General features: G+C 66.9%; 20 protein-coding genes. 14 read left to right on the top strand and 6 right to left on the bottom strand.

The genetic code is table 11. From position 1 onward, the window contains the following. Positions 1-33: 33 nt before the first annotated feature. Positions 34-291: a PLD nuclease N-terminal domain-containing protein gene (locus ACTU6U_RS08920; protein WP_443468771.1), complete on the bottom strand. Its 258-nt coding sequence runs from the start codon at positions 289-291 to the stop codon at positions 34-36. Between the two features lie 196 nt (positions 292-487). On the opposite strand from ACTU6U_RS08920, the gene ACTU6U_RS08915 reads away from it, so the two are divergent. The 5 genes from ACTU6U_RS08915 to ACTU6U_RS08895 all read left to right on the top strand — a co-directional run bounded on the left by ACTU6U_RS08915 (position 488) and on the right by ACTU6U_RS08895 (position 7825). Then, the gene (locus tag ACTU6U_RS08915; protein ID WP_443468770.1) at positions 488-5080 is read left to right on the top strand and encodes an ATP-dependent helicase; all 4593 of its coding nucleotides are present in this window, start codon (positions 488-490) and stop codon (positions 5078-5080) included. Positions 5081-5082: 2 nt separating this feature from the next. Then, on the top strand, positions 5083-5940 hold the full coding sequence (locus ACTU6U_RS08910) for an EI24 domain-containing protein (RefSeq protein WP_443468769.1): 858 nt from the start codon (positions 5083-5085) through the stop codon (positions 5938-5940). Further along, complete coding sequence (locus ACTU6U_RS08905) at positions 5933-6706, top strand: DNA-formamidopyrimidine glycosylase family protein (protein ID WP_443468768.1); 774 nt, start codon at positions 5933-5935, stop codon at positions 6704-6706. The genes ACTU6U_RS08910 and ACTU6U_RS08905 overlap by 8 nt, the downstream gene beginning before the upstream one ends. A 79-nt stretch (positions 6707-6785) precedes the next feature. Continuing rightward, positions 6786-7193 carry a transferase gene (locus ACTU6U_RS08900; protein WP_443468767.1) on the top strand — a complete coding sequence of 136 codons (408 nt, stop codon included), beginning with the start codon at positions 6786-6788 and terminating at the stop codon, positions 7191-7193. Positions 7194-7216: 23 nt separating this feature from the next. After that, complete coding sequence (locus ACTU6U_RS08895; protein WP_443468766.1) at positions 7217-7825, top strand: LysR substrate-binding domain-containing protein; 609 nt, start codon at positions 7217-7219, stop codon at positions 7823-7825. Between the two features lie 17 nt (positions 7826-7842). On the opposite strand, the gene ACTU6U_RS08890 is transcribed toward ACTU6U_RS08895, so the two are convergent. Further along, positions 7843-10383: an ATP-dependent Clp protease ATP-binding subunit gene (locus ACTU6U_RS08890; RefSeq protein ID WP_443468765.1), complete on the bottom strand. Its 2541-nt coding sequence runs from the start codon at positions 10381-10383 to the stop codon at positions 7843-7845. Between the two features lie 116 nt (positions 10384-10499). Here ACTU6U_RS08890 and ACTU6U_RS08885 point away from each other — a divergent pair, with 116 nt between their 5' ends. Then, entirely contained in the window at positions 10500-11222 is a 723-nt protein-coding gene (locus ACTU6U_RS08885; protein WP_443468764.1) for a glutamine amidotransferase-related protein, read from the top strand. Here ACTU6U_RS08885 and ACTU6U_RS08880 read toward each other — a convergent pair. Together ACTU6U_RS08880 and ACTU6U_RS08875 are read right to left on the bottom strand one after the other, a co-directional pair. Further along, entirely contained in the window at positions 11206-11661 is a 456-nt protein-coding gene (locus tag ACTU6U_RS08880; RefSeq protein WP_443468763.1) for a glutaminase, read from the bottom strand. The two genes, ACTU6U_RS08885 and ACTU6U_RS08880, sit on opposite strands and share 17 nt — an antisense overlap. Next, positions 11658-12863: a cation:proton antiporter gene (locus ACTU6U_RS08875; protein ID WP_443468762.1), complete on the bottom strand. Its 1206-nt coding sequence runs from the start codon at positions 12861-12863 to the stop codon at positions 11658-11660. The genes ACTU6U_RS08880 and ACTU6U_RS08875 overlap by 4 nt, the downstream gene beginning before the upstream one ends. 103 nt (positions 12864-12966) lie before the next feature. Between ACTU6U_RS08875 and purU the strand changes: the two genes are divergently transcribed. Beyond that, on the top strand, positions 12967-13818 hold the full coding sequence (purU, locus tag ACTU6U_RS08870; protein WP_443468761.1) for a formyltetrahydrofolate deformylase: 852 nt from the start codon (positions 12967-12969) through the stop codon (positions 13816-13818). Positions 13819-13845: 27 nt separating this feature from the next. Here the strand turns inward: purU and ACTU6U_RS08865 are convergent, their stop codons facing one another. Then, positions 13846-14886, bottom strand: a complete 1041-nt coding sequence (locus tag ACTU6U_RS08865) for an NAD(P)H-dependent flavin oxidoreductase (RefSeq protein ID WP_443468760.1) — start codon at positions 14884-14886, stop codon at positions 13846-13848. A 45-nt stretch (positions 14887-14931) separates the two neighbouring features. Here ACTU6U_RS08865 and ACTU6U_RS08860 point away from each other — a divergent pair, with 45 nt between their 5' ends. Then, complete coding sequence (locus tag ACTU6U_RS08860; RefSeq protein ID WP_443468759.1) at positions 14932-15225, top strand: DUF6412 domain-containing protein; 294 nt, start codon at positions 14932-14934, stop codon at positions 15223-15225. A gap of 66 nt (positions 15226-15291) precedes the next feature. Beyond that, positions 15292-16038: a YidC/Oxa1 family membrane protein insertase gene (locus ACTU6U_RS08855; protein ID WP_443468758.1), complete on the top strand. Its 747-nt coding sequence runs from the start codon at positions 15292-15294 to the stop codon at positions 16036-16038. An 18-nt stretch (positions 16039-16056) separates the two neighbouring features. On the opposite strand, the gene ACTU6U_RS08850 is transcribed toward ACTU6U_RS08855, so the two are convergent. Further along, positions 16057-17004, bottom strand: a complete 948-nt coding sequence (locus tag ACTU6U_RS08850) for an EamA family transporter (protein WP_443468757.1) — start codon at positions 17002-17004, stop codon at positions 16057-16059. A 96-nt stretch (positions 17005-17100) separates the two neighbouring features. Here ACTU6U_RS08850 and ACTU6U_RS08845 point away from each other — a divergent pair, with 96 nt between their 5' ends. From ACTU6U_RS08845 to ACTU6U_RS08825, 5 genes are all read left to right on the top strand, one after another. Continuing rightward, positions 17101-18390, top strand: a complete 1290-nt coding sequence (locus ACTU6U_RS08845; RefSeq protein ID WP_443468756.1) for a M18 family aminopeptidase — start codon at positions 17101-17103, stop codon at positions 18388-18390. Positions 18391-18413: 23 nt separating this feature from the next. Beyond that, positions 18414-19862, top strand: coding sequence for a purine-cytosine permease family protein (locus ACTU6U_RS08840; RefSeq protein WP_443468755.1), 1449 nt, complete (start codon positions 18414-18416; stop codon positions 19860-19862). Continuing rightward, positions 19859-20410 (top strand): cysteine hydrolase family protein, encoded by a 552-nt coding sequence (locus ACTU6U_RS08835; RefSeq protein ID WP_443468754.1) that lies wholly within the window; start codon positions 19859-19861, stop codon positions 20408-20410. The genes ACTU6U_RS08840 and ACTU6U_RS08835 overlap by 4 nt, the downstream gene beginning before the upstream one ends. Positions 20411-20495: 85 nt before the next feature. Beyond that, positions 20496-22613 carry a choline BCCT transporter BetT gene (gene betT, locus ACTU6U_RS08830; protein WP_443468753.1) on the top strand — a complete coding sequence of 706 codons (2118 nt, stop codon included), beginning with the start codon at positions 20496-20498 and terminating at the stop codon, positions 22611-22613. Continuing rightward, positions 22610-24082 (top strand): aldehyde dehydrogenase family protein, encoded by a 1473-nt coding sequence (locus tag ACTU6U_RS08825; protein ID WP_443468752.1) that lies wholly within the window; start codon positions 22610-22612, stop codon positions 24080-24082. Before betT ends, ACTU6U_RS08825 begins: the two co-directional genes overlap by 4 nt. The last annotated feature ends 8 nt before the right edge of the window (positions 24083-24090 follow it).

The raw sequence follows: 24090 nt of genomic DNA, 5'->3' as shown, positions 1-24090 counted from the left end.
CTGGAGCATCAGACCGCCAAAGCGCGACGGCAATTATGGCGTCGGCTGAACGGTGTCGAGCGCCTGATTCGCAGAACGACGTCCGATGAAGAGCCACGACAACGGCCCCACCAAAGGAACGAAGATTGCGACGAGCGTCCAGATCAGCGCCTGTGGTGAGGTGATCCGCTTGGCCGTCCGGGCGATTGAAATCAGCGCGATGACCATGAGCAGCAGCACAGCGACAACAGCCACGGACCACGTGATGTCATACGCGGCTGGCAGCAGCGGATTGTTGACGGTCGCCGGCATGCTCTGATCCTAGTCAGGGACGGTCTCTTTCCACGACTGCCGAAAGCGATACGAACGAGACAGCCGATCCAATCCCGTGGGGATGGAGATGCGCACACGAGTGTTGAGGACTTCGGACCAAAGTCCGTTCCGGCGTTTTCGGCGGACATGTCGATGGACCACGCGCAATGTCGGCCACACCGACAATGATGGAGATGTGAGAGATGTGCTCGACCGTTTCACCCCCGCGACCCAGGACTGGTTCCGCGGTGCCTTCGCCGCGCCCACCAATGCGCAGGCAGGCGCGTGGGAGGCAATCTCGGCAGGCAAGCACGCGCTGGTCGTTGCTCCAACGGGATCGGGAAAGACGCTGTCCGCTTTCCTCTGGGCGATCGACAGCGTGTTCCGCGAGAAGGTCGAGGAGCCGGATGCTGCGGGCACCCGTATCCTCTACATCTCCCCGCTGAAGGCGCTGGGTGTCGACGTCGAGCGCAACCTGCGCTCACCGCTCGTCGGCATCGGTCAGTCCGCCCGACGCCTCGGCATCGCCGCTCCCGGCGTGACTGTCGGCGTGCGCTCGGGAGACACGACCTCGAGCGATCGGCGCAAGCTCGTCGCGAACCCACCCGACATCCTCATCACGACGCCCGAATCGCTCTATTTGATGCTCACGAGTCGGGCCGGCGAGACCCTGCGCGGTGTGCACACCGTGATCATCGACGAGGTGCACGCTGTCGCCGCCACCAAGCGCGGCGCGCATCTCGCGGTGAGCCTGGAACGCCTGGATTCCCTGCGACGCGCGGCGGGGGCGGATGCTGCGGCGCAGCGCATCGGCCTGTCTGCAACCGTGCGACCGATCGATGAGGTCGCCCGATTCCTGGGCGGGTCAGCGCCGGTCGAGATCGTCGCCCCGAAAGCATCCAAGACGTTCGAGCTGAACGTCGTGGTCCCGATGGACGACATGACCAACCCGCCTGCGCCCCCGGGGGCACCGGCCCCTTCGACAAGCTCAGGGGTCGGAGTGGACGAGACCGAGTACACCGAGGTCACCGGTTCGGTCTGGCCGCATGTCGAAGAGGCCATCGTCGACCGCATCCTGCAGAACAACTCGACCATCGTCTTCTCGAACTCCCGGCGCCTCGCCGAACGTCTGACGGGGCGACTCAATGAGATCTACTCCGAGCGGATCGGTGCGCCGCTTCCCGACGCATCCGCTCCGCCTGCCGCGATGATGGCGCAGGCCGGGTCCACAGCGGGCGCCGATCCCGTGCTCGCCAAGGCGCACCACGGCTCGGTCTCGAAAGAGCAGCGCGCACTCGTCGAAGAAGAGCTGAAGTCGGGCGTCCTGCGGTGCGTGGTCGCGACCAGCAGCCTCGAGCTCGGCATCGACATGGGCGCGGTCGATCTCGTCATCCAAGTTGAGGCGCCGCCGTCCGCTGCATCCGGACTGCAGCGCGTCGGCCGCGCCGGTCACCAGGTCGGCGAGATCAGCCGCGCGGCCCTCTTCCCCAAGCATCGCGGCGACGTGCTGCACACCGCGATCGTCACCGAGCGGATGCTGGCGGGAAAGATCGAAGCGATTGCGGTGCCGCGCAACCCGCTCGACATCCTCGCCCAGCAGACGGTCGCGGCCTGCGCGCTGGATGCGATCGACGTCGAGGAGTGGTTCGAGACCGTTCGCCGCTCGGCACCGTTCCAGTCGCTGCCCCGTTCGGCCTACGAAGCAACGCTCGATTTGCTCGCCGGACGGTTCCCTTCTGATGAGTTCGCAGAGCTTCGGCCCCGGCTCGTCTGGGACCGAGATGCCGGAACCCTCACCGGTCGCCCCGGCGCACAGCGGATCGCTGTCACGAGCGGCGGCACGATCCCCGACCGAGGACTGTTCGGGGTCTTCGTCGCCGGCGAGGGTGCAGGCAGGCGCGTCGGCGAGCTCGACGAAGAGATGGTCTACGAGTCGCGCGTGGGCGACGTCTTCACCCTCGGCACGACGAGCTGGCGGATCGCCGAGATCACCCACGACCGAGTGAACGTACTGCCTGCGTACGGACAACCGGGCAAGGTGCCGTTCTGGCACGGCGACGGCATCGGCAGGCCGTACGAGCTCGGCGAGGCACTCGGAGCATTCTCGCGTGAAGTCGATGCCGCACCGCCAGAGAAGGCTGCCCAGCGCCTCATCGAGGCAGGGCTCGACGAGCAGGCTCGGGCGAACCTGGTCGCACATCTGAAGGAGCAGCGCGAAGCCACCGGCACCCTCCCGACCGACCGCAACCTCACGGTCGAACGCGGCCGTGATGAGGTCGGCGACTGGCGCGTCATCTTGCATTCCCCGTACGGCATGAAAGTGCACGCCCCGTGGGCACTGGCACTCAACGCACGGGTTCGCGAACGTCTCGGCGTCGAAGGATCCGCCGTGGCCAGCGATGACGGGATCATCGTTCGTATTCCGGATGCTGACGCTGAACCACCCGGAGCCGAACTGTTCGTCTTCGATGCTGACGAGATCGAGCACATCGTCACCGCAGAGGTGGGCGGCTCAGCGCTGTTCGCCTCACGGTTCCGCGAGTGCGCCGCACGCGCGCTGCTCATGCCGCGGATGAACCCGAACAAGCGCACTCCCCTCTGGCAGCAGCGGCAGCGCTCCGCCCAGCTGCTCGAGGTGGCCAGACGCCACCCGACCTTCCCGGTGATCCTCGAGACTCTCCGCGAGGTGCTGCAAGATGTCTACGATCTGCCGTCGCTGCGGCGACTGACCACAGCCATCGCTGAGCGCCGCGTGCGACTGGTCGAGACAGAACCCGCGCAGCCATCGCCGTACGCCCGCGATCTGCTGTTCGGCTACGTCGGCGCCTTCATGTACGAGGGAGACTCACCTCTCGCAGAGCGTCGCGCCGCCGCACTGTCGGTGGATCCGGCGCTGCTCGGAGAGCTTCTCGGCACGGTCGAGATGCGCGAGCTGCTCGACCCCGACGTCATCGCGCAGTTCGAACGCGAGGCGCAGCGGCTCGATTCCGAACGCCACGCACGTGGCGCAGAGGGAGTCGCCGACCTGCTGCGCACTCTCGGGCCGCTCGATGCCACCGAGGTCGCGGCCCGCCTGGAGTCCGAGTCCGCAGAAGAGGCCCAGCTCCACCTCGACGCTCTCATCGCGGCGCGCCGCGCGATCCCGGTGATCATCGCGGGCACTCTGCGCGTCGCCGCGATCGAAGATGCGGGGCGGCTCCGCGACGCGCTCGGGGCGGCGCTGCCCACCGGCATCCCGGTCGCTTTCCTCGAACCGGTCGCCGATCCGCTCGGCGACCTCGCCTCTCGTCACGCGCGCACGCACGGCCCTTTCACCACGGATGCTGTCGCCACCCGCTTCGGGATCGGCACAGCTGTCGCGCGCCACACTCTGCAGCGCCTCGAGCAGTCCGGGCGCATCACGAGCGGATATTTTCTGCCCGATGCTGCCGGGTCTGCCACCGAGAACGAGTGGTGCGACACCGAAGTGCTGCGGCGCTTGCGGATGCGCTCGCTCGCAGCGATCCGCGGCAGCGTCGAGCCGGTCTCTCCCGACGCGTATGCGCGATTCCTCCCGGATTGGCAGCACCTCACGCGGCCCCTCGAAGGAGTCGACGGCGTACTGGCCGTGATCGAGCAACTGGCCGGCGTTCCCATTCCCGCCAGCGCGTGGGAGACGCTCGTCCTGCCGTCGCGGGTGCGCGACTACTCCCCCGCGCTGCTCGATGAGCTCACCTCCAGCGGTGAGGTCGTCTGGGCAGGCCACGGCACTCTGCCTGGAAGAGATGGCTGGGTGTCGCTGCATCCCTCCGATGTCGCATCTTTCACGCTCCCGGTGGCAGACGACGAGACGCCCGATGAGCTCGAGAGCGCGCTGCTTGCGGCTCTGGCCCGCGGAGGGGCATATTTTGCGGCGCAGCTGAAAGAGATGGTCGCCGCCGAGAACGAGCAGTCCGTGCTCGAGGCACTCTGGAACCTGACCTGGTCGGGGCGGGTCACCAACGACACCTTCGCTCCCGTGCGCACGCTTCTCGCGGGCGGTTCGCAGGCGCATAAGTCCGTGCGACGGGCGCCGCGCACGCGAACGTTCCGCGGAGTCTCGTTCACCGGCAATCCGGCCCCACGGCCGACGGCAACAGGTGGCCGCTGGTCGCTTCTGCCGCAGTCCTCCCCGAGCGACGGCGCCGATGCGAACCGACGCGCCACGGTCTCGGCAGGTCTCCTCCTCGACCGCTACGGCGTCGTCACGCGCGGCGCCGTGCAGTCTGAAGGCATGCCAGGTGGCTTCGCTCAGGCGTACCGCATCCTCGCGGGCTTCGAGCAGGCCGGCCACTGCCGCCGCGGCTACGTCATCGAGCAGCTGGGAGCCGCGCAGTTCGCAGCATCCGCAACTGTCGACCGGCTTCGCACCTTCGCGAATCTTCCCGACCCGGCCCCCCTCCGCACGATCACACTCGCGGCAACCGATCCCGCGAACCCTTACGGTGCCGCGCTCGCGTGGCCGAAGCGCGAGAGCGTCTCGCATCGCCCCGGCCGTAAGGCGGGCAGCCTGGTGGTGCTCGTCGACGGTGACCTCACGCTCTACCTCGAGCGCGGAGGCCGCACGGTGTTGGCTTTCACCGACGACTCGGAAGTGCTGCGCGCTGCGGCATCCGATCTCGTCGCGACGTCGCGCGCCCGCCGACTCGAGACCCTCACGATCGAGAAGATCAACGGTGACGCCATCTACGGCACGCCCTTCGCGACCGCCCTGCAGGAAGCGGGCTTCGTTGCGACCCCACGCGGGTTCACCCTTCGAAAGGCGATCTGATCGTGTTCAGCGAGTTCTTCACCGGTGTCGGAACGCTGTTTCGCGGCTTTCGGATGTGGAAGACGCACACCCGCCTCATGGCGCTTGGCCTCATTCCCGCGTTCATCGCGTGGGCGGTGCTGCTCGTGGCCGTGATTCCGCTGATGATCTGGCTCGCGCCGATCACCGATTGGATGACGCCGTTCGCAGACGGCTGGACCGAACCGTGGCGGAGCGGGCTGCGGTTCGGCCTGGGAGCGGTGATCGTGATCGCAGCGCTCGCGCTGTCGGCTGCGATCTTCACGGCGCTCACGCTGACGATCGGCGATCCGTTCTATCAGCGCATCTGGCGAGGCGTCGAGCGTTCCCTCGGCGAAGATCCCACCGGTGAGACCGGCTTTTGGACGACCATCGGCGAGGGCATCCGGCTCGTCATGCTCGGCATCCTCGTCGCCCTTCTCACGCTGTTGATCGGCTTCATTCCCGCGGTCGGTGGGATCACGGCATCCGTCATCAGTGTCGTCCTCAACGGCCGGCTGCTCGCACGCGAGCTCACGGGGCGCGCATTCGACGCACGCGGACTCACCGGATACTCCCGATCCGGGATGCTGCGCGCAGGGCGAGCCCGTGTGATCGGCTTCGGCGTCGCGACGCAGCTGTGCTTCCTCGTGCCGTTCGGCGCGATCGTGACGATGCCGGCCGCGGTCGCCGGTTCCACTCTGCTCGCGCGCGACCTGCTGCAGCGGACGGATGCGCAGGCCGACGCTGCGGTACGGCGGCCGCAGGGGTCACAAAGTGTCGCTTCCGCGGCTCAGATGCGGCACGAAGCGACACCTCCCACGCTGGGTGCGGCGCCGCCGCCGGAGGCTCCGCGTGCCTGAGGGCGATACCGTCCTGCGTACCGCACGACGCCTTGATGAGGCACTTGCGGGGCACGAGGTCACCCGCTTCGATCTGCGCGTGCCCCAGGCCGCCACCGTCGATCTCACCGGGGCGACGATCCACAGGTGCGCGGCCCGAGGCAAGCATCTGCTGATGCGCATCGGCGACTTCACCCTGCATTCGCATCTGCGCATGGACGGCGCCTGGCTGCTGTACCGGCCGGGCGAGAAATGGCGGCATCCGGCGTTCAGAGTCCGCGCAATCGTCGGCACGCGGACGCACGAGGCGGTCGGGGTCGACATCGCCGACATCACTCTGGTTCCGACTCGTGACGAGCCGCAGCTGACCGCTCACCTCGGCCCCGATCCGCTCGCGGAAGACTGGGATGCCGCAGAGGCTGCGAGACGCCTCAGCAGCGATCCGCGCAGCATCCACGTCGCGCTCCTCGACCAGCGCAATGTCGCCGGCTTCGGCAACGAGTACGCGGCTGAGCTGCTGTTTCTGCGCGGAATCCTGCCGACCACTCCGGCTGCCGACGTCGATACGAGCGCACTCCTCGACCTCGGCGCGCGAACGATCCGCGCGAACCGCGATCGCGTCGATCGCACCTTCACCGGAGTGAACCGCCGAGGCCAGACGACCTGGGTGTACGGTCGCGCGAACCGTCCCTGTCGCCGCTGCGGAACACTCATCCGGCGCGACGCGCAGGGCGCTGACCCGACCCGCGAACGGGTCACTTTCTGGTGTCCGAGCTGCCAGCGGTGAGGATCATCCCGATTCGGGAATGAATTCGGCATTCTCGTGGTTGTGCTTATATCCGGGCAGTTCCGGACTGGGAGGAATCTTGGGTAAGAACTACATCGATATTGAAGACGACCACGGCGCGACGCTTCGCTATCGCAAGCACGTCAACGGCCGAGGGCTGATCGCGCACGGCGCGAAGGTGCACCCGAAGGCTGTTGTCGAGGTTGGCGCCTATGTCGAACCGGGGGCGCGCGTAGGTGCAGGCGCCCACTTGATCCGCGGAGCGTGGATCGAACCAGACGCCGTCATCGGCGAGAACGCCTACATCGACGCGCACGCGCACATCGGCGCGGGTGCGGCCGTCGGAGACGGCGCCCACATCGGCGTCCGCACCGAGATCGGCGCGGGAGCACTCATCGCTCGCGGCGCGCGAATCGGAGACGACGAGATCGTCGCCGCGGGCCTGCGCATCACGACCGACCGCAAGGGACTCTGGCTGGCAGCCTGACCCCCGCCGGGTAGCCTGATTCCATGGCAACGCGCACGATCGACCCCCGCACTTTCCGTCTGGGGGTCGTTCCTGGCGCGACAGCCGGCAAGTGGATCGACACGTGGAAGCAGCGGATGCCGCGCATCCCGATCGAGATCGTGCCGATCGAGTTCGCGTCGCAGCGCGTTGCGATCGAAGAAGTGGATGCTGCGCTCGTGCGCCGTCCGCTCGAGGACATCGACGACCTGCATGTGATCCCGCTGTACGACGAGGTTCCCGTCGTCGTGGCATCCGCAGAGTCGCATCTCATGGCTGTCGATCAGCTGACTGCCGACGACCTCGTCGGCGAAGTCCTCATCACGCCCGGCGATGACGTGCTCGGACCGCTGGATCTTCCGACTGTCGCACCGGGGTTCGCACCGATCGCGACGACTGAGGAAGCCATCGCGACCGTGGCATCAGGCGTCGGAATCGTCGTGGTGCCGATGTCACTGGCGCGGCTCCATCACCGCAAAGACGTCGGCTACCGGCCGTTGCTTGCAGGACGAACGTCCCCCGTCGTGCTCGCCTGGCGGCGAGAGCACACGACGGAGGACGTCGAGACTTTCATCGGAATCGTCCGCGGCCGCTCCGCGAACTCTTCGCGCTAGTCGAGTCGCGCCCCGGGTCAGCCGACCAGCACCAGCGCTTCGACCGTGAGGCCCCCGGCCCCGGCATCCACACGGACCGCGCCGCCGTCGACGAGGTGACCTGCGACCAGCAGATCCGCGATCCGGTCATCGACCTCGCGCTGGATCAGCCGGCGCAGTGGACGCGCACCGTATTCGGGCTCGTAGCCGTGCTCGCCCAACCATTCCACCGCAGCATCGGTCACCTCGAGCGTCACCGAACGATCGTCGAGCCGCGCTGAGGTCGCCCGCAGCATCAGCCGTACGATCTCGCCCAGCTCCGAACGGCTGAGCTTCTGGAACAGCACGATCTCATCGATGCGGTTCAAGAACTCCGGACGCATGGCCTCACGGAGCTTGCCCATCACCCTGGCCCGCAGATCCTCCATCGACGAGAAGCCGTTGGCGGAAGCGTCCTCGGATGCCACGAATCCGAGTGCGCCAGAGCGCGACGCGAGGAACTCCGACCCGACGTTCGACGTCATCACGATCACCGTGTTGCGGAAGTCCACCGTGCGACCCTGACCATCAGTGAGGCGCCCGTCATCGAGCACCTGCAGCAGCAGGTTGAACACGTCGGGGTGCGCCTTCTCGATCTCGTCGAACAGCACGATCGAGTACGGGTTGCGCCGCACGCGCTCGGTGAGCTGACCGGCCTCGTCGTAGCCGACGTATCCCGGAGGGGCACCGACGAGACGCGACACCGTGTGCCGCTCGCCGAACTCGCTCATGTCGAAGCGGATCACGGCGTTCTCATCGTCGAACAGGCGATCGGCGAGGGCCTTCGCGAGCTCGGTCTTTCCGACACCGGTCGGGCCGAGGAACAGGAACGAGCCCACCGGCCGTCGCGCATCACCCATTCCGGTGCGACTGCGGCGGACGGCGCGTGCGACCGCGGTCACGGCGTCGTCCTGCCCGATCACACGATCGTGCAGCTCGGCCTCGAGGTCGGCGAGACGCTCGCGCTCACCTTCAGTGAGACGGCTGGCGGGGATGCCGGTCGCACGAGCGATCACCTCTGCAATCTCGCGCTCGTCGATGACAGCCTCACCTGCGCTGAGAGCAGACCCAGACGATGCCGCATCGATCCGCGCCTGCACGGCAGCGGTCTCATCGCGCAGCTGCGATGCCTCCTCGTACTTCTCGGCTGTCACTGCCGCGTTCTTGCGTGCCTCGATGTCGGCGAGCTCGGCCAGGAGAGCCGAGGCGTCCACGGGAAGACCGAGCTTCAGCCGCAGCCGCGCACCCGCCTGATCGATGAGGTCGATGGCTTTGTCGGGCAACACTCGGTCAGGCAGGTAGCGAGCGCTCATGTTGACCGCGGCGCGCAGCGCAGCATCCGTGTACGTCACCTGGTGGTGCTGTTGGTACGCGTCCTTCAGCCCCTCCAGAATCCGCACAGCGTCGTCGGCGGACGGCTCGTCGACTTTGACGGGCTGGAAGCGGCGCTCCAATGCCGGGTCCTTCTCGATCCGGCGGTACTCGTTGAGTGTGGTCGCGCCCACCATGTGCAGGTCGCCACGAGCGAGGCGAGGCTTCAGGATGTTTCCGGCATCCATGCCGCCGTCACCTGCGCCACCGGCGCCGACGACCGTGTGCACCTCGTCGATGAAAACGATCACTTCGCCCTCTTGCGCGGCGATCTCATCCATCGTCTTGGTCAGGCGCTCCTCGAAGTCGCCGCGGTAGCGCGTGCCGGCCAGCATCCCAGGAAGATCGAGCGTGATCACGCGACGCCCCTCCAACTGTGCGGGAACCGAACCGTCGACGATCGCCTGAGCGATGCCGTCGACGATCGCCGTCTTGCCGACGCCGGCCTCACCGATCAGCACGGGGTTGTTCTTCGTACGACGGCTGAGGATCTCGATCGTCTGCTCGATCTCATCCGAACGCCCGATCACCGGGTCGAGTTCGCCCGCGCGTGCGCGGGCGGTGAGGTCGATACCGTACTTCTCGAGCATGGAAGAGCCGGATGCCGCGGCATCCGATTCTGGATTCTCTCCGCCGACCGGGGCGGCGACATGCTCGCGCGCACCCTGTGTCAGGGCCTCTGCGGTGACGCCGGCCTGGGCAAGGACCTGTCCTGCAGGAACGTCCTGTCCGAGCACGAGCGCGAAGAAGAGGTGCTCGGGGTCGATGTAGGTCGCACCAGCCGAGCGCGCCACCTGGTACGCGTGGAACAGGGCTCGGCTCGCGCTCGGAGTGATAGTCGCCGCATCCGCGCCCGTTGCCTCACCGGGCATCGGCAGTCGCGCCTCCACCGCAGAGATGACCTGCGCGGGGGTCACGCCGAGGTTCTTGATCGCACGCGCGACGGCATCATCCTCGACGATCGTGCGCAGCACGTGCAGCGCGTCGAGTTCGGTCTGACCGCGCTCGAGCGCGAAGCGTCCGGCGCGCTGCAGGATCTGCTGAGTGCGCGCGGTGAGGAACCGGCTGAGGTCGATGGATCGCGCCTGCCGGGCCTGTTCGCCTGCGAGGTATCGGGCGAGGAAGTCGTCGAACGATCCCGCGCCGGCATCGTTGAAGTCGTTGGCCATTTCATCCTCCTGAAAACTTGAGTCTTGTTCACTCAAGTATAAAGTTGAGTGTACTGCACTCAGGTTCAACGTGGGGTGGGCCGGAGTATTCCCGTCGCCGCGAATAGAATCATGAGATGGCCTCGATCCTGTACGTCTGCGTGAGGCCGGAGCAGGGCGCGGCAGATGCCGAGCACCGATCGTTCCGGCGCGCTCTCGGCGTTCCCTCGCTCGACCGATGGAACCTGCTCGACCGGCCGCTCGAGGAATCGATCTCCGACCGCTACGACGGCATCGTGGTCGGCGGCTCCCCGCTGAACGTCGTCGTCGACGAACGCAGCGACCTGCAGAAGCGCGTCGAGGAAGACCTTGAATCGATCGCCCGGAGCGCGATCGACGGCCACCTCTCCGCCATGTTCACCTGCTACAGCATCGGTGTCCTAACCCGGATGCTGGGCGGCACAGTCGGCACGGCCGTCCCTGAATCCACCCGTGCAACAAGCATCCGCCTCACCTCCGCCGGCACGGCCGACCCGCTCTTCGCGGCGAGCACACCCGCGATGTCCGTGCTCACCGCGCACAAGGAGGGCTCGATCGAGCCACCGCCGGGCGCCGTGCTCCTCGCCACGAACGACGACTGCCCCGTGCAGGCATACCGGGTCGGCGACCGGCTGTACGCGACGCAGTTCCACCCCGAGGTCACACCACAGGACTTCGTGGATCGGATGGCCTACTACCGCACGACCGGCTACTTCGACCCGCACGAGTACGATCTGACGGCCGAGCGTGTGCTCGCGGCATCCGTCGACGGCACCGACCTGCTCGCGCGCTTCCGAGCGTTCGTCAGCGACCGGTCTTGAGGTCGATCTGCTCCTGAAGGTATGTCCCGAGCGGCCGGTACGAGCTGCCTGACCAGCGCACCATCGGCACACCGTCCTGCAGCGCGAGCGGCCCCGAGACGCCACCGGCATCGACGGCTGCCACGTCGATCACCGACCAGCCCACGTGGACGACGTCTCCCTCTCGGAATCCGCCGCGCAGAGCCATCTGTCTGCGTGCAGCGCGTTCACGCGCCGATTCTGCCGCGTAGCCGCGGCGGCCAGGGTCGGCCGCCCGCAGGATCTCCCCGGTGGCGAGCACTCCCTCATCCGTGAGCAGCAGAACCCCCACGTGCCAGGCCTCGCCAACGCGCACGATCCGCTGACCGCGCCACCGCGAAGAGCGCTCCTCGCCGAGTCCTTCTTTCGGGATGCCGGTGAGCGCCGCCCGTGCCGCACGCAGCACGTGGACGCAGCTCACAGCTCTCCAGGAGGCTCGGTCGCGGCAGGGGCGAGCTTCGCTCGATCGCCGCGCAAGATCATGCCGATGAGGGGATACAGCAGCACCGAGAGCATGCCAGCTCCGACCAGCGCTGCGGCAATGGCCGGGCTGAGCAGCTCTTCACTCACGCCGATGGCGGTCACCGCCACGATGATCGGCAGGCCGGTGGCAGCCAGCATGCCGATCGCGCCGCGCTCGCGCAGCGACGCTCCGCGGGGCGCAGAGAACTGCGCCGCGGTTCCGCGGATTACCAGCAGCGCCACCAGCAGCCCTGGAACGAGGGCGAGCGCAACAGGTGACGCGAGCAGCGAGCCGAGATCAAAAGTGACGCCGGTGTAGATGAAGAAGATCGGCACGAGCAAGCCGAAGGCGATGGCCTCGAGCTTGCTCTCGATCGCCTCCGCGTCGGCCTTCGGCGCCCTGGTCATGATGATCCGCCACACCGCGCCCGCCACGAACGCGCCGAGCAGCATGTCGAGATCGAAGAACACACTGAGCCCGACGAGACCTGCCAGAAGCATCAGCACGAATCGCACGCCGAACTGCTCGGAAGTGTGCAGGGTCGCCCTGATGAAGTCGTGTAGCCGACCGTGCGAGGCACGGCGCGCGATGAAGATCACGATTCCGGCGAGCAGCACGAACGCGAGGAGGATGGCTGCGGCCACCGGTGCACGCCGGGTGCTGAGGAAGATCGAGATCGCGATCAGAGGAAGGAACTCCCCGACCGTCCCGATCGCGGTCACCACCTTGCCGAACGGAGTTCCCAGCTCACCGGCATCGCGCAGGATCGGCATCAGCGTGCCGAGGGCCGTCGAGCTGAGCGCGATTCCGATCACGACCATGCTCTCGGAGGGCGCGATCAGCAGTCCGACGCCCACACCGAGCACGAGGCTGAGCACCCAGCCGATCGACGCGCGCACGAGAGGGCGCCCCGCTACGGCGCGAAAGTCGATCTCCGCTCCGGCCATGAAGAACAGCATCGCCACGCCGAAGTCCGAGAGCCGATCGACCACGACGCCAGGGGCGACCCACCCGAGGACCGCGGGACCGATGAGGATGCCGAGCGCGAGCTCGAAGACGATGATCGGCACGCGTACGGCTCGGCGCAGCCCCCTGGCGAGCAAGGGGGCTGCCACAGCGAGCACCGGTATCAGGATGAGTCCCATGTCACTCGCGTTCACTCGCTCAGATTAGCGACATCTCGGCGCTGGGAACGCACCCGCCGATTCGCCAGCGCCGCGGTGCACGGGGCAGAATCGATGCACACCCCTGCAAGGAGCATCCATGTCTCAGATCGATACCGCACGTCTGCTCATCGCCTGCGATGACCAGCCCGGGATCGTCGCGGCCGTCGCGAACGCCCTCGCTCAGCACGGCGCGAACATCATCTCGCTCGACCAGCATTCCACGGATGCCGCGGGCGGGCGCTTCTTCCAACGCACGGTGATCCACCTTCCGGGGCTCGCCGCCGCCCGCCCAGAGCTTGAAGCATCGCTGAGCGAAGTGGCAAAGCGATTCGACATGGAGTGGTCTCTGCACGACACCGCACGCCGCAAGCGCGTCGCGATCTTCGTCTCGAAGTACGACCACTGCCTGATGGAGCTGCTCTGGCGCCAGCAGCGCGGACAGCTCGACGTCGACATCACCATGGTCATCTCGAATCACCCCGATCTCGCGGAGGCCGTGCGCACGTTCGGCGTGCCGTTCATGCACATCCCCGCCACGGACAAGGCGGCGATGGAGGCGCGTCAGCTCGCGCTGCTGCAGGGCAACGTCGACCTCGTCGTGCTCGCGCGGTATATGCAGATCCTCACCGATGACTTCATCGAGCAGGTCGGGGCGCCGATCATCAACATCCACCACTCCTTCCTGCCGGCCTTCATCGGCGCGAACCCCTACGCACGCGCCAAGGAGCGCGGAGTGAAGCTCATCGGCGCCACCGCGCACTACGCCACCGCCGACCTCGACGAGGGGCCCATCATCGAGCAGGACGTCACGCGCGCCTCGCACGCCGATTCCGCAGCGGATCTGCAGAATCGCGGCGCTGACGTCGAGCGTCAGGTGCTCGCTCGCGCCGTGCAGTGGCACGCGGAAGACCGCGTGATCGTGCACGGTCACTCGACCGTCATCCTGTAGCCCACCCTGATTCCGGGCGGGCGGATGCTACGCCGAGAGCCCAGCAATCAGCTCAGCGAAGACGTCGGCCGCATGATCGCGGGTCGCCAGCGGCGCGCCCTGGCCGAGCCAGAGCGACTGCAGCTCGCCGAGGTTCTGCTGTCCTGCCGCCGTGCGGAAGCGACCGGTGAGCCAGTTCTGCATCGGGAACTGCGCGATCGTGCCGCTGGCCTCGATCGCCCGCACTGCGCGGTTTCGCGCGCCGCGCGCAAGCCGGCCGCTCATCGCGCGGGTCAGCACGCTCTCGTCCGCAGCCGTCGCGCGGATCGCCGCGCGGTGCGCATCGTTCGCGGCGGATTCCGCAGTCGCGAGGAAGGCCGTGCCGACCTGAACCCCGGATGCTCCGAGCGCGAGCGCAGCAGCCACACCTCGCCGGTCGGCAATGCCACCGGCCGCCACCACAGGAACAGAGAGGGCGTCTGCCACCTGCGGCACGAGCGCGAACGTGCCGACCAGGGAGTCTTCTGCCAAGCGCAGGAACGACACCCGGTGTCCGGCCGCCTCCGCGCCCGAGGCGACGACGACATCCGCACCACCCTCCTCAAGAGCGACGGCTTCGGCGACCGTCGTCGCGGCCCCGATCACGCGGATGCCGCGACGATGGGCCTCGTCGACGATCTCGGCCGAGGGAACTCCGTAGACGACGCTGAGCGCCGCGGGAGCTGCCTCCCAGATGGCCTCGATCTGCTCGTCGAGCGAGGGCAGATACGCCTCAGGGCGAGAGGGGATCTCGACGCCGACGGCCTCGTAGAACGGTTGGAGCGCCTGCGCGAAGACGGTGTGCTGGGGACCGGGGAGGACCTCATCACCCGTCGGCAGCCAGATGTTCAGTGCGAACGGCTGGTCGGTCGCCGCACGCAGCGCCGCGGCCGTCTCGCGGATCCGCGCTGCGTCGTATCCGTACAGACCGTAGGCGCCGAGACCACCAGCGTTGCTGACCGCCGCGGTCAACGCGACCGATGACATTCCGCCGAACGGACCGAGCAGGATCGGATGCTGAATGCCGAGCACTTCACGCAGATCACTCATGCCCTCCACGGTACGCCTCGGTGTGAAGCGAGTACCCTGTGTGACATGACATTCTCCGGCGCACTCGAGCAGCTGATGCAGCTGGTCGCGTCTGTGCTGGGGCTGACGGCGATGCCCGATCTCTCCACGATGGAGATCGCCGTGCTTACCCTCGCCGTCGCCGTGCTGGCCGTCACGACCCTTGCTGTCGTGATCACGCTGGGCATCTTCCAGACCGGCCAGGGTTCATCGCCGCATCCGCTTCGCGCCATCGGCGCATCCGTTCTGCTCGCCCAGAGCGATCCGGGAGCCGCAGGCCATCCCCGTCCGAGGGCGCCGGGAGTCGCGCGCGCCGTGTGACCGTCCGTTCGTGACGGGAACACGGCACACCGCCGACCCCTCCCGACACTTCGAACGGACACTCCCTTGGACATCTATGCCTTCCCGCCGATCGCGGCGGTCCTCGACTTCGCCTACAACGCACTGACCGCGCTCTCCGCTCTACTCGAACCTCTCGCGGGTTCTGCGGCCTCAGCTGCCGCCGTCATCCTCGTCACTCTCCTCATCCGCGCACTCCTCATCCCTGTCGGCATCTCGCAGGCCAAGGCCGAGCAGACGCGCGCCCGACTCGCGCCGAGGCTGCGCGAGATCCAGAAGCGCCATAAGAAGAACCCCGAGCGGCTGCAGCGCGAGACCATGCAGATCTACAAGGACGAGAACACCTCGCCCTTCGCCGGATGCCTGCCCGTGCTGTTGCAGGCTCCGATCGTCGGCATCCTCTACTCGCTGTTCCTGCGCGCCGATATCGCGGGCCACCCCAATGAGCTGCTCAGCCATGACCTGTTCGGGGCCTCACTCGGGACGAGCCTGTCGAGCATGCTGGTCGATGGACCCTTCTCGCTCGCGACGCTGCTCGTGTATCTCGCGCTCATCGCGATCATGATCGGCGTCGCGGAGGTCACGCGACGCGTGTTCCGTCCCGTTCCGGTCGATGACTCGCCACTGTCTTCCCCTGGGATGCTGCGCATGATGAACGCTCTGCACTACTTCTCTGCGGTGTTCGCCGTGTTCGTCCCGCTGGCGGCATCTCTGTATCTCACCGTGACCGTGGCATGGACGCTCGGGCAGCGTGTGATCCTGCGGCGTCGCTACCCGCTGCCCGTGGCTGCGTGAGGACCCGCGTGAACGTGGTCAGTTCGGGGCGATCGGAATCGCTCCGGTGAAGACGCCAGGCTCTTCGGGGCCTTCTTCACCGGGCGGTGCGCTCTTCGCCCGACGCACGCTCAGCGCCGTGCCCGCACTCGCTGCGACGACGAGCGCGATGGCGGCGAGTTTCAGCGGCGTCGCCGTCTGGCCGAGGACGAGCCAGCCGGCGAGCGTCGCGAAGGCCGGCTCCAGGCTCAGCAGCACGCCGAACACGCGCTGCGGCAGACGCCGGAGCGCGGCCAGCTCGAAGCTGTACGGGATCACCGATGACAGCACAGCGGTCAGGACTGCGAGCAGCAGCAGCGCCATCGCGTCGCCCGAAGTGCTCAGCGCCACGACTGTCGGGATGCCGACCGGGAGCAGCAGCACGGATGCCACGAGCAGACCGACGACAAGACCGCCGCTGCCAGGGATCGCTTCGCCGACTGTGGCGCTCATCCGGATGTAGAACACCCAGAACCCGGCCGCGATCAGGATGAAGATGACACCGAGGAGGTCGAGCGGCTCGGCACCCAGCATCCCGTCGAGACCGAGCAATCCCATACCGGCGAGGGCGAGCGCGACCCAGACGCCGTCCATGAGGCGGCGGGTGAGGACGGCCGACAGAAGCAGGGGCCCTAAGAACTCGATCGCGACCGCGGGTCCCAGCGGTACCCGCTCGATCCCTGCGTAGAAGAAGCCGTTCATCCCCGCCAGTGACACTCCGAACAGTGCCGCGCTGACCCACTGCTTTCTGTTCCAGCGTCGAACGCGCGGCCGCACGAAGACGAGCAGGATGAGCGCCGCGATCCCGATTCGAAGCGAGGTGACGCCCCACGCGCCGAGGGCAGGGAACAGCTGCGCCGCGATGGCCGCACCGAACGGCAGCGACAGGCACGAACCGATGACCAGCACGACGCCGACTGCGGGGCGGGATGCAGGGATCGAGGTCACCCGTACAGCGTGCTCCCCACCGGCCGGTCTCGTCCAGTCGGCATTGACATCCGGTCGTCGACGGTCGGGTCCGGCATCGCGGATACGATCGAAGGCATGGTCGTCACCGCTTCTGCTCTTGCCCACGCCGAGGATCTCGCCGATTTCGTCGAGGCTTCTCCCTCGAGCTATCACGCCGCCGCCGAAGTCGCCCGACGCCTCGAGGATGCCGGATTCACCCGGCTCGCAGAAGAAGACGCGTGGCCGGCGCAGGCCGGTGGCCGCTTCGTCGTCGTGCGCGATGGCGCGGCGATCGCCTGGGTCGTTCCGGCCGATGCCACCGCGACCACACCCTCACAGATCTTCGGCGCGCACACCGACTCCCCCGGCTTCAAGCTGAAGCCCAAACCGACGACCGGCTCACGCGGATGGCTGCAGGCGGGTGTCGAGGTGTACGGCGGTCCGCTGCTGAACTCCTGGCTCGACCGCGAGCTGCGCCTTGCCGGGCGCCTCGCGCTCGCTGACGGACGCGTTGTCCTCGCTGACACCGGAGCGCTGCTGAGACTGCCTCAGCTCGCTGTGCACCTCGACCGCGAGGCGAACAGCGGCCTGGCTCTCGACAAGCAGTTCCAGACCCAGCCGGTGTGGGGTCTCGGCGACCCCACCTCCGAAGACCTGCTCGGTGAGCTCGCCTCGTCAGCGGGTGTGGATGCCGCAGCCATCCGCGGCTTCGATGCCGTCGTGGCGGACTCCGCACGCGGCGCGGTATTCGGCAAGGACGACGCCTTCTTCGCCAGCGGGCGGCTGGATGACCTGGCATCCGTCCACGCCGGTGTCGTCGCGCTGACGTCGCTGTCCGACGCGTCGACGGGCTCGGGCTCCATCGCCGTGCTCGCGGCGTTCGACCACGAAGAGCTTGGCTCAGCATCGCGCTCGGGCGCTGCCGGCCCCTTCCTCGAAGACATCCTCGTTCGCGTCTACGCGGGGCTCGGCGCGGACGCGATCGAGCAGCGCCGCGCATTCGCGGCATCCTGGCATCTGTCCAGCGACGTCGGGCACTCGGTGCACCCCAACTACGCGCACAAGCACGATCCGGTCGTCCAGCCGCTGCTCGGATCTGGTCCGATCCTGAAGATCAATGCCAACCAGCGCTATGCGACCGACGCCGTGGGAGCAGCCGCCTGGGCGTCCTGGTGTGAGAGCGTCGGCGTCGCCTCGCAGGAGTTCGTCTCGAACAACGCCGTGCCGTGCGGCTCCACGATCGGCCCGATCACGGCGACGCGGCTCGGCATCCGCACAGTCGACGTCGGCATCCCGATCCTGTCGATGCACTCGGCACGCGAGCTCGCCGGTGTCAGCGATCTGCACGAGCTGACCCGGGTCGCTGAGGCGTTCTTCTCCGCCTGACCCATCGGTGCCAATATGGTGGCATGTCTGAGACAAGTGCAGCACCGGGGCTGATCGAGCGCGCCGGCATCGAGATCATCCCCGAATCCGAGCGCACCGCGAAGCCGCGCGACCTGTTCTGGCCATGGTTCGCAGCGAACGTGTCGGTGTTCGGCATGTCGTACGGATCGTTCGTGTTGGGCTTCGGCATCTCGTTCTGGCAGGCGACGATCGTCTCGGTCATCGGCATCGTCGTCTCCTTCGCACTGTGCGGACTGATCGCGATCGCCGGAAAGCGCGGCTCTGCCCCGACCATGGTGCTCTCGCGCGCAGCGTTCGGCGTGCATGGGCAGAAGGTCCCCGGTATCGTCTCCTGGCTCACCTCGATCGGCTGGGAGACCTTCCTCGCGATCATGGCGGTGCTGGCCACCGCGACCGTCATCACTCAGCTCGGCGGTGATGGCGACAGCGTCGCGCTGAAGATCATTGCCACCATCGTGGTCGCAGCGCTCATCGTCGCGGCATCCGTTCTCGGGTATCACACGATCATGAAGATGCAGTCGGTGCTCACCTGGATCACCGGCGCCGTCACGATCCTCTATGTCATCCTCACGATCCCGCACATCGATTTCGTCGCCGTCATGGCTAGGCCCGATGGCGGAATCGGCGCAGTGATCGGTGCACTCGTGATGGTGATGACCGGTTTCGGCCTGGGCTGGATCAACATCGCCGCCGACTGGTCCCGGTACCAGAAGCGCACCGCGTCTGACGGGGCGATCGTCTTCTGGAACACCCTCGGCGGGGCCATCGCCCCGGTGCTGCTGGTCGTGTTCGGTCTGCTGCTGGCCGGCTCCGACGATGCGCTCATGGATGCCGTCGGCGCCGACCCGATCGGGGCGCTTGCGACGCTGCTGCCGATCTGGGTGCTCGTGCCGTTCCTGCTGACCGCTGTGCTCGCGCTCGTATCCGGCGCCGTGCTCGGCATCTACTCTTCTGGTCTGACGCTCATCAGCCTCGGCATCCGCATTCCCCGCCCTTCTGCGGCGGCGATCGACGGCGTCATCCTGACGCTCGGCACGATCTGGGTGGTGTTCTTCGCAACGGACTTCCTCGGCCCGTTCCAGTCGTTCCTCATCACGCTGGGTGTTCCGCTGGCGTCGTGGGCCGGCATTCTCATCGCCGACATTCTGCGCCGCAAGAAGGACTACGACGATGACGCCCTGTTCGACGCGAAGGGCCGCTACGGCGCGTGGGACTGGACGGCGATCATCACGATGGTGGTGACGTCGGTGATCGGCTGGGGACTCGTGGTGAACAACTTCGCGGACGACGCCCCGTGGAACAACTGGCAGGGCTACCTGCTGTTCCTGATCGGCGGACGCGACGGCGACTGGGCCTACGCGAACCTCGGCGTCTTTTTCGCACTCGTGCTGTCATTCGTGGTCACGTACTTCGCCAGGGCCGGAAAGATCAGGCGTCAGGAGCAGGCATGACGGATGCTCCGTGGCTGGTCGTCATCGATCCGCAGAACATCTTCGCCTCAGCGGATTCGGAGTGGGGATCGCCGTTCTTCGGCGAGGTGATGCCGCGGATTCAGGCTTTGGCCGCGGCCTTCGGCGAGCGCGTGCTCGTGACCCGCTGGCTGCCGACCGCTGACCGTTCCACCTCCTGGGGCGAGTACTTCCAGGCCTGGCCGTTCGCCGATCAGCCAGAGACAGATGCGCTGTTCGAGCTCGTTCCGGCGGCCGCTTCGCTGTCTCACCATCCGAGCGTCGACGTGCCGACGTTCGGCAAATGGGCGGCTCTGGAAGAGCTCACAGGACGCGGCGGGCACGTCGTCCTCACGGGAGTGTCCACCGACTGCTGTGTGATCTCGACGGCCCTCGCCGCCGCGGATGCCGGGGCCAGGGTGACCGTCGTCACCGACGCCTGCGCTGGTTCGACGGCACAGAATCACGCCGCGGCCATCACGGTGATGGGCCTGTACCCGCCGCAGCTCACCCTCGCCACGACAGCGGAGGTCCTCGCGAATATCACCTGATCAGGCACTTCGGGCTTTGCTATCGTCGATGCCTGTACATAACTGACGATGCACCTAACTGTTCGCACCCGACGAAACCGATGTGATGACTGAAGATACCTCGCCGCCCCTGCCCGCAACCACACGAAGCGCTGCACCACCGCCTCGCTGGCCTGTGCTGATCGGTTCGGCGGTGGCGATTCTGGCAATCGCACTGTGGGCGATCTTCGCGCCGGTGCAGGCCGGTGAGGTGATCGGCGTCATGGTCGGTTGGATCGCGACGAACTTCGGTTGGTACTTCGTGCTGACCGCGGCGATCGTCGTGGTGTTCGTGCTGGTCCTGGCCTTCTCCTCGGTGGGACGCACCAAGCTCGGCCCCGACCATTCCAAACCGCAGTTCAGCATGTTCACCTGGGCCTCGATGCTGTTCGCCGCTGGCATCGGCATCGACCTGATGTTCTTCGCTGTCTCTGAGCCCGCAGCTCAGTACATGAACCCGCCCACCGGTGACGGCGAGACCATCGCGGCCGCACGCCAGGCGATCGTGTGGACGTTCTTCCACTACGGCCCGGTCGGCTGGGCGATGTACGCGCTGATGGGCGCGGCATTCGCCTACTTCGCCTACCGTCTCAACCAGCCGCTGACGATCCGTTCGGTCCTTTCGCCACTGTTCGGGCGGTTCACCAACGGCTGGGTCGGGCACAGCGTCGACATCTTCACCGTGCTGGGCACCGTGTTCGGAATCGCCACCACCCTCGGCATCGGCGTCGTGCAGCTCAGTTACGGAATGCATGTGCTCTTCGGTACCGAAGACGGCGTCTCGATGCAGATCGCGCTGATCGTGCTCGCCGTGGCAATGGCGACGATCTCGACGGTCTCTGGTGTAGAGAAGGGCATCCGTCGTCTCTCCGAGGCGAACGTCATCCTCGCCATCATCCTGCTGCTGTGGATAACGATCACCGGTCAGACGCGGCGCATCCTGGACGGCCTCGTGATGAACATCGGCGATTTCGTCGCGACGTTCCCGAGCCTCCTGATGGAGACCTTCGCCTGGACCCGCCCCGATGACTGGATGCAGGGCTGGACCCTGTTTTTCTGGGCATGGTGGGTCGCCTGGGCGCCGTTCGTTGGACTGTTCTTGGCACGAATCTCACGTGGGCGCACCCTTCGCCAGTTCATCGTCGGCGTGCTGGTGATCCCCTTCGCGTTCATCGCGATCTTCGTGTCGATCTTCGGCAACTCCGCACTCGAGATCATCCTCGGCGGCGATACCGCTTTTGCGGAAGCCGCGGTCAACACTCCGGAGCGGGCGTTCTTCGACCTACTGCAGCAATACCCGGCGGCACCGGTGGTGTTGGCCGTCGCTCTTCTGACCGGGTTGCTGTTCTACGTCACCTCCGCCGACTCCGGCGCTCTCGTGCTGGCTAATCTGACCTCCAAGATGGAAGACCCGAGGCAAGACGCCAGCAAGCTCCTGCGCATCTTCTGGTCGCTCGCCACGGGCCTGCTGACGCTCGGGATGCTGCTGGTGGGTGGCGTTCCCACGTTGCAAGCCGCGACCCTGATCATCGGCCTACCGGTCTCGCTGTTGCTGTACCTCGTGATGATCTCGCTCTATCGATCACTGCGAACAGAGACGCATCACCGCGCGGGATATCTGGCCACGCTCCCCGGACGGTTCGGCCCGACGCAGACGAACTGGCGTCAGCGCCTCAAGCGCTCGACCACGTTCCCCGGTCGCGCGCAGGCGGTCACGTATCTCGACAATGTGGCCGCTCCCGCGCTGCAGGACGTCGCGGACGAACTGTGCGCAGCGGGCACCGAAGCGTCGGTCGCGCGCATCGAGATCGACGGACTGGATATGCCGTCGCTCATCCTCTCGGTGCCGTTCGCCGATGCGGAGGACTTCAGTTATCAGCTCTACCCGGTCGCGCACGAGGTGCCGACCTTCGCGTACCGGAGCATCAGCGAGTCGAGCCAGTACTTCCGCATCGAGCCGTTCGCAGCGACCGGTTCGCGCGGTTACGACGTGTACGGCTACACGAGCGACCAGCTGATCACCGATGTGCTCAGCAGCTACGAGTCCCATCTGGAATACCTGCGACTCACCGTTGACATGCCAGAGACGGTCTTCACCGAATCACTGCCCATGATCACCGACTGGCAAGACGACTTCTCAGATCCGGCGTCACCCGATGCCGACAGCACGAAGGAGACCTCATGACCGGCACACTCTTCATCGACGGCGCCTGGACGACTGCAGCGCAAGGAGACACCCGTGAGATTCGGTGTCCTGCCGATGGCTCGCTCGTAGCAGTCGTCGATGAGGCATCCGAAGTGGATGCGATCGCAGCGATCGCAGCGGCACGCCGCGCCTTCGACAACGGCGAGTGGAGCACAGTGCCCCCTGCTGAACGCGGGGACTTCCTGTTGCGCGTGGCGGACCGCCTGCGTGAGCGCAAAGAAGAATTCGCGCGCGCGGAGGCCCTGGACACCGGCAAGCGCATGGTCGAAGCGCGCATCGATATGGATGACATCGCCGCGTGTTTCGACTATTTCGGGAAGTTGGCTGCTCAGGACGCTGGCCGCATCGTAGATGCCGGCAGCGCTGACGTGCTCAGCCGGATCGAGTACGAGCCAGTCGGCGTCTGCGCGCTGATCACGCCGTGGAACTATCCACTGCTGCAGGCCGCATGGAAGATCGCCCCGGCGCTGGCCGCGGGGAACACGTTCGTGCTGAAACCTGCGGAGCTCACCCCGCACACCGCGATCCTGATGATGGATGTGCTCGCCGAACTGGGCCTTCCTGCAGGAGTGGCCAACCTCGTGCTCGGGGCGGGCGCCACCGCCGGCGGGCCGCTGTCGACGAGTGAAGACGTCGACATGGTCTCGTTCACCGGCGGTCTGGTCACAGGCAGGCTCCTCGCAGCGAATGCCGCGGCAACGGTGAAGAAGGTCGCCCTGGAGCTCGGAGGCAAGAACCCCAACGTGATCTTCGCGGATGCTGACTTCGATGCTGCCGTCGACAACGCGCTGAACGCGGCCTTCGTGCACTCCGGCCAGGTCTGTTCGGCAGGCGCGCGACTGGTCGTGGAAGAGTCGATCGCCGAGCGCTTCGTGGATGAGCTCGTTCGCCGTGCTGAGGCCATCCGCCTCGGCGGCCCCTTCGACGAGGTTGCAGAGTCTGGACCGCTGATCTCCGCCGCGCATCGCGAGAAGGTAGACGCATACGTGCAGGCCGGCATTGCTGAAGGCGCGCGGCTGCGCACCGGCGGCAAGGCACCCGGCGACGATCTCGCCGACGGCTTCTACTATCTGCCGACAGTTCTCGACCGAGTCACCCGCGGCATGTCCGTGGTGCGCCACGAGGCCTTCGGCCCTGTTGTCACCGTCGAGACATTCACTACCGAAGATGAGGCTGTCGAGATCGCGAACGACACCATCTATGGTCTCGCAGGCGCCGTGTGGACGCAGGATGCCGGACGCGCCCAGCGCATCGCCCGACGCCTCCGCCACGGCACCATCTGGATCAACGACTACCACCCGTACCTGCCGCAGGCCGAGTGGGGCGGGTTCAAGCAGTCCGGGTTCGGGCGAGAGCTCGGTCCGACCGGACTCGCCGAATATCAGGAAGCCAAGCACATCTACCAGAACCTCACCCCTGCGGTGAGTGGCTGGTTCCCCGAGCACTGATCTGGAGC

The organism is Microbacterium zouquanmingi, from assembly GCF_052266695.1.
GTDB lineage: Bacteria > Actinomycetota > Actinomycetes > Actinomycetales > Microbacteriaceae > Microbacterium.
The sequence above is the reverse complement of the archived record's forward strand: the minus strand, read 5'-3'. Positions and strand labels throughout refer to the sequence as shown.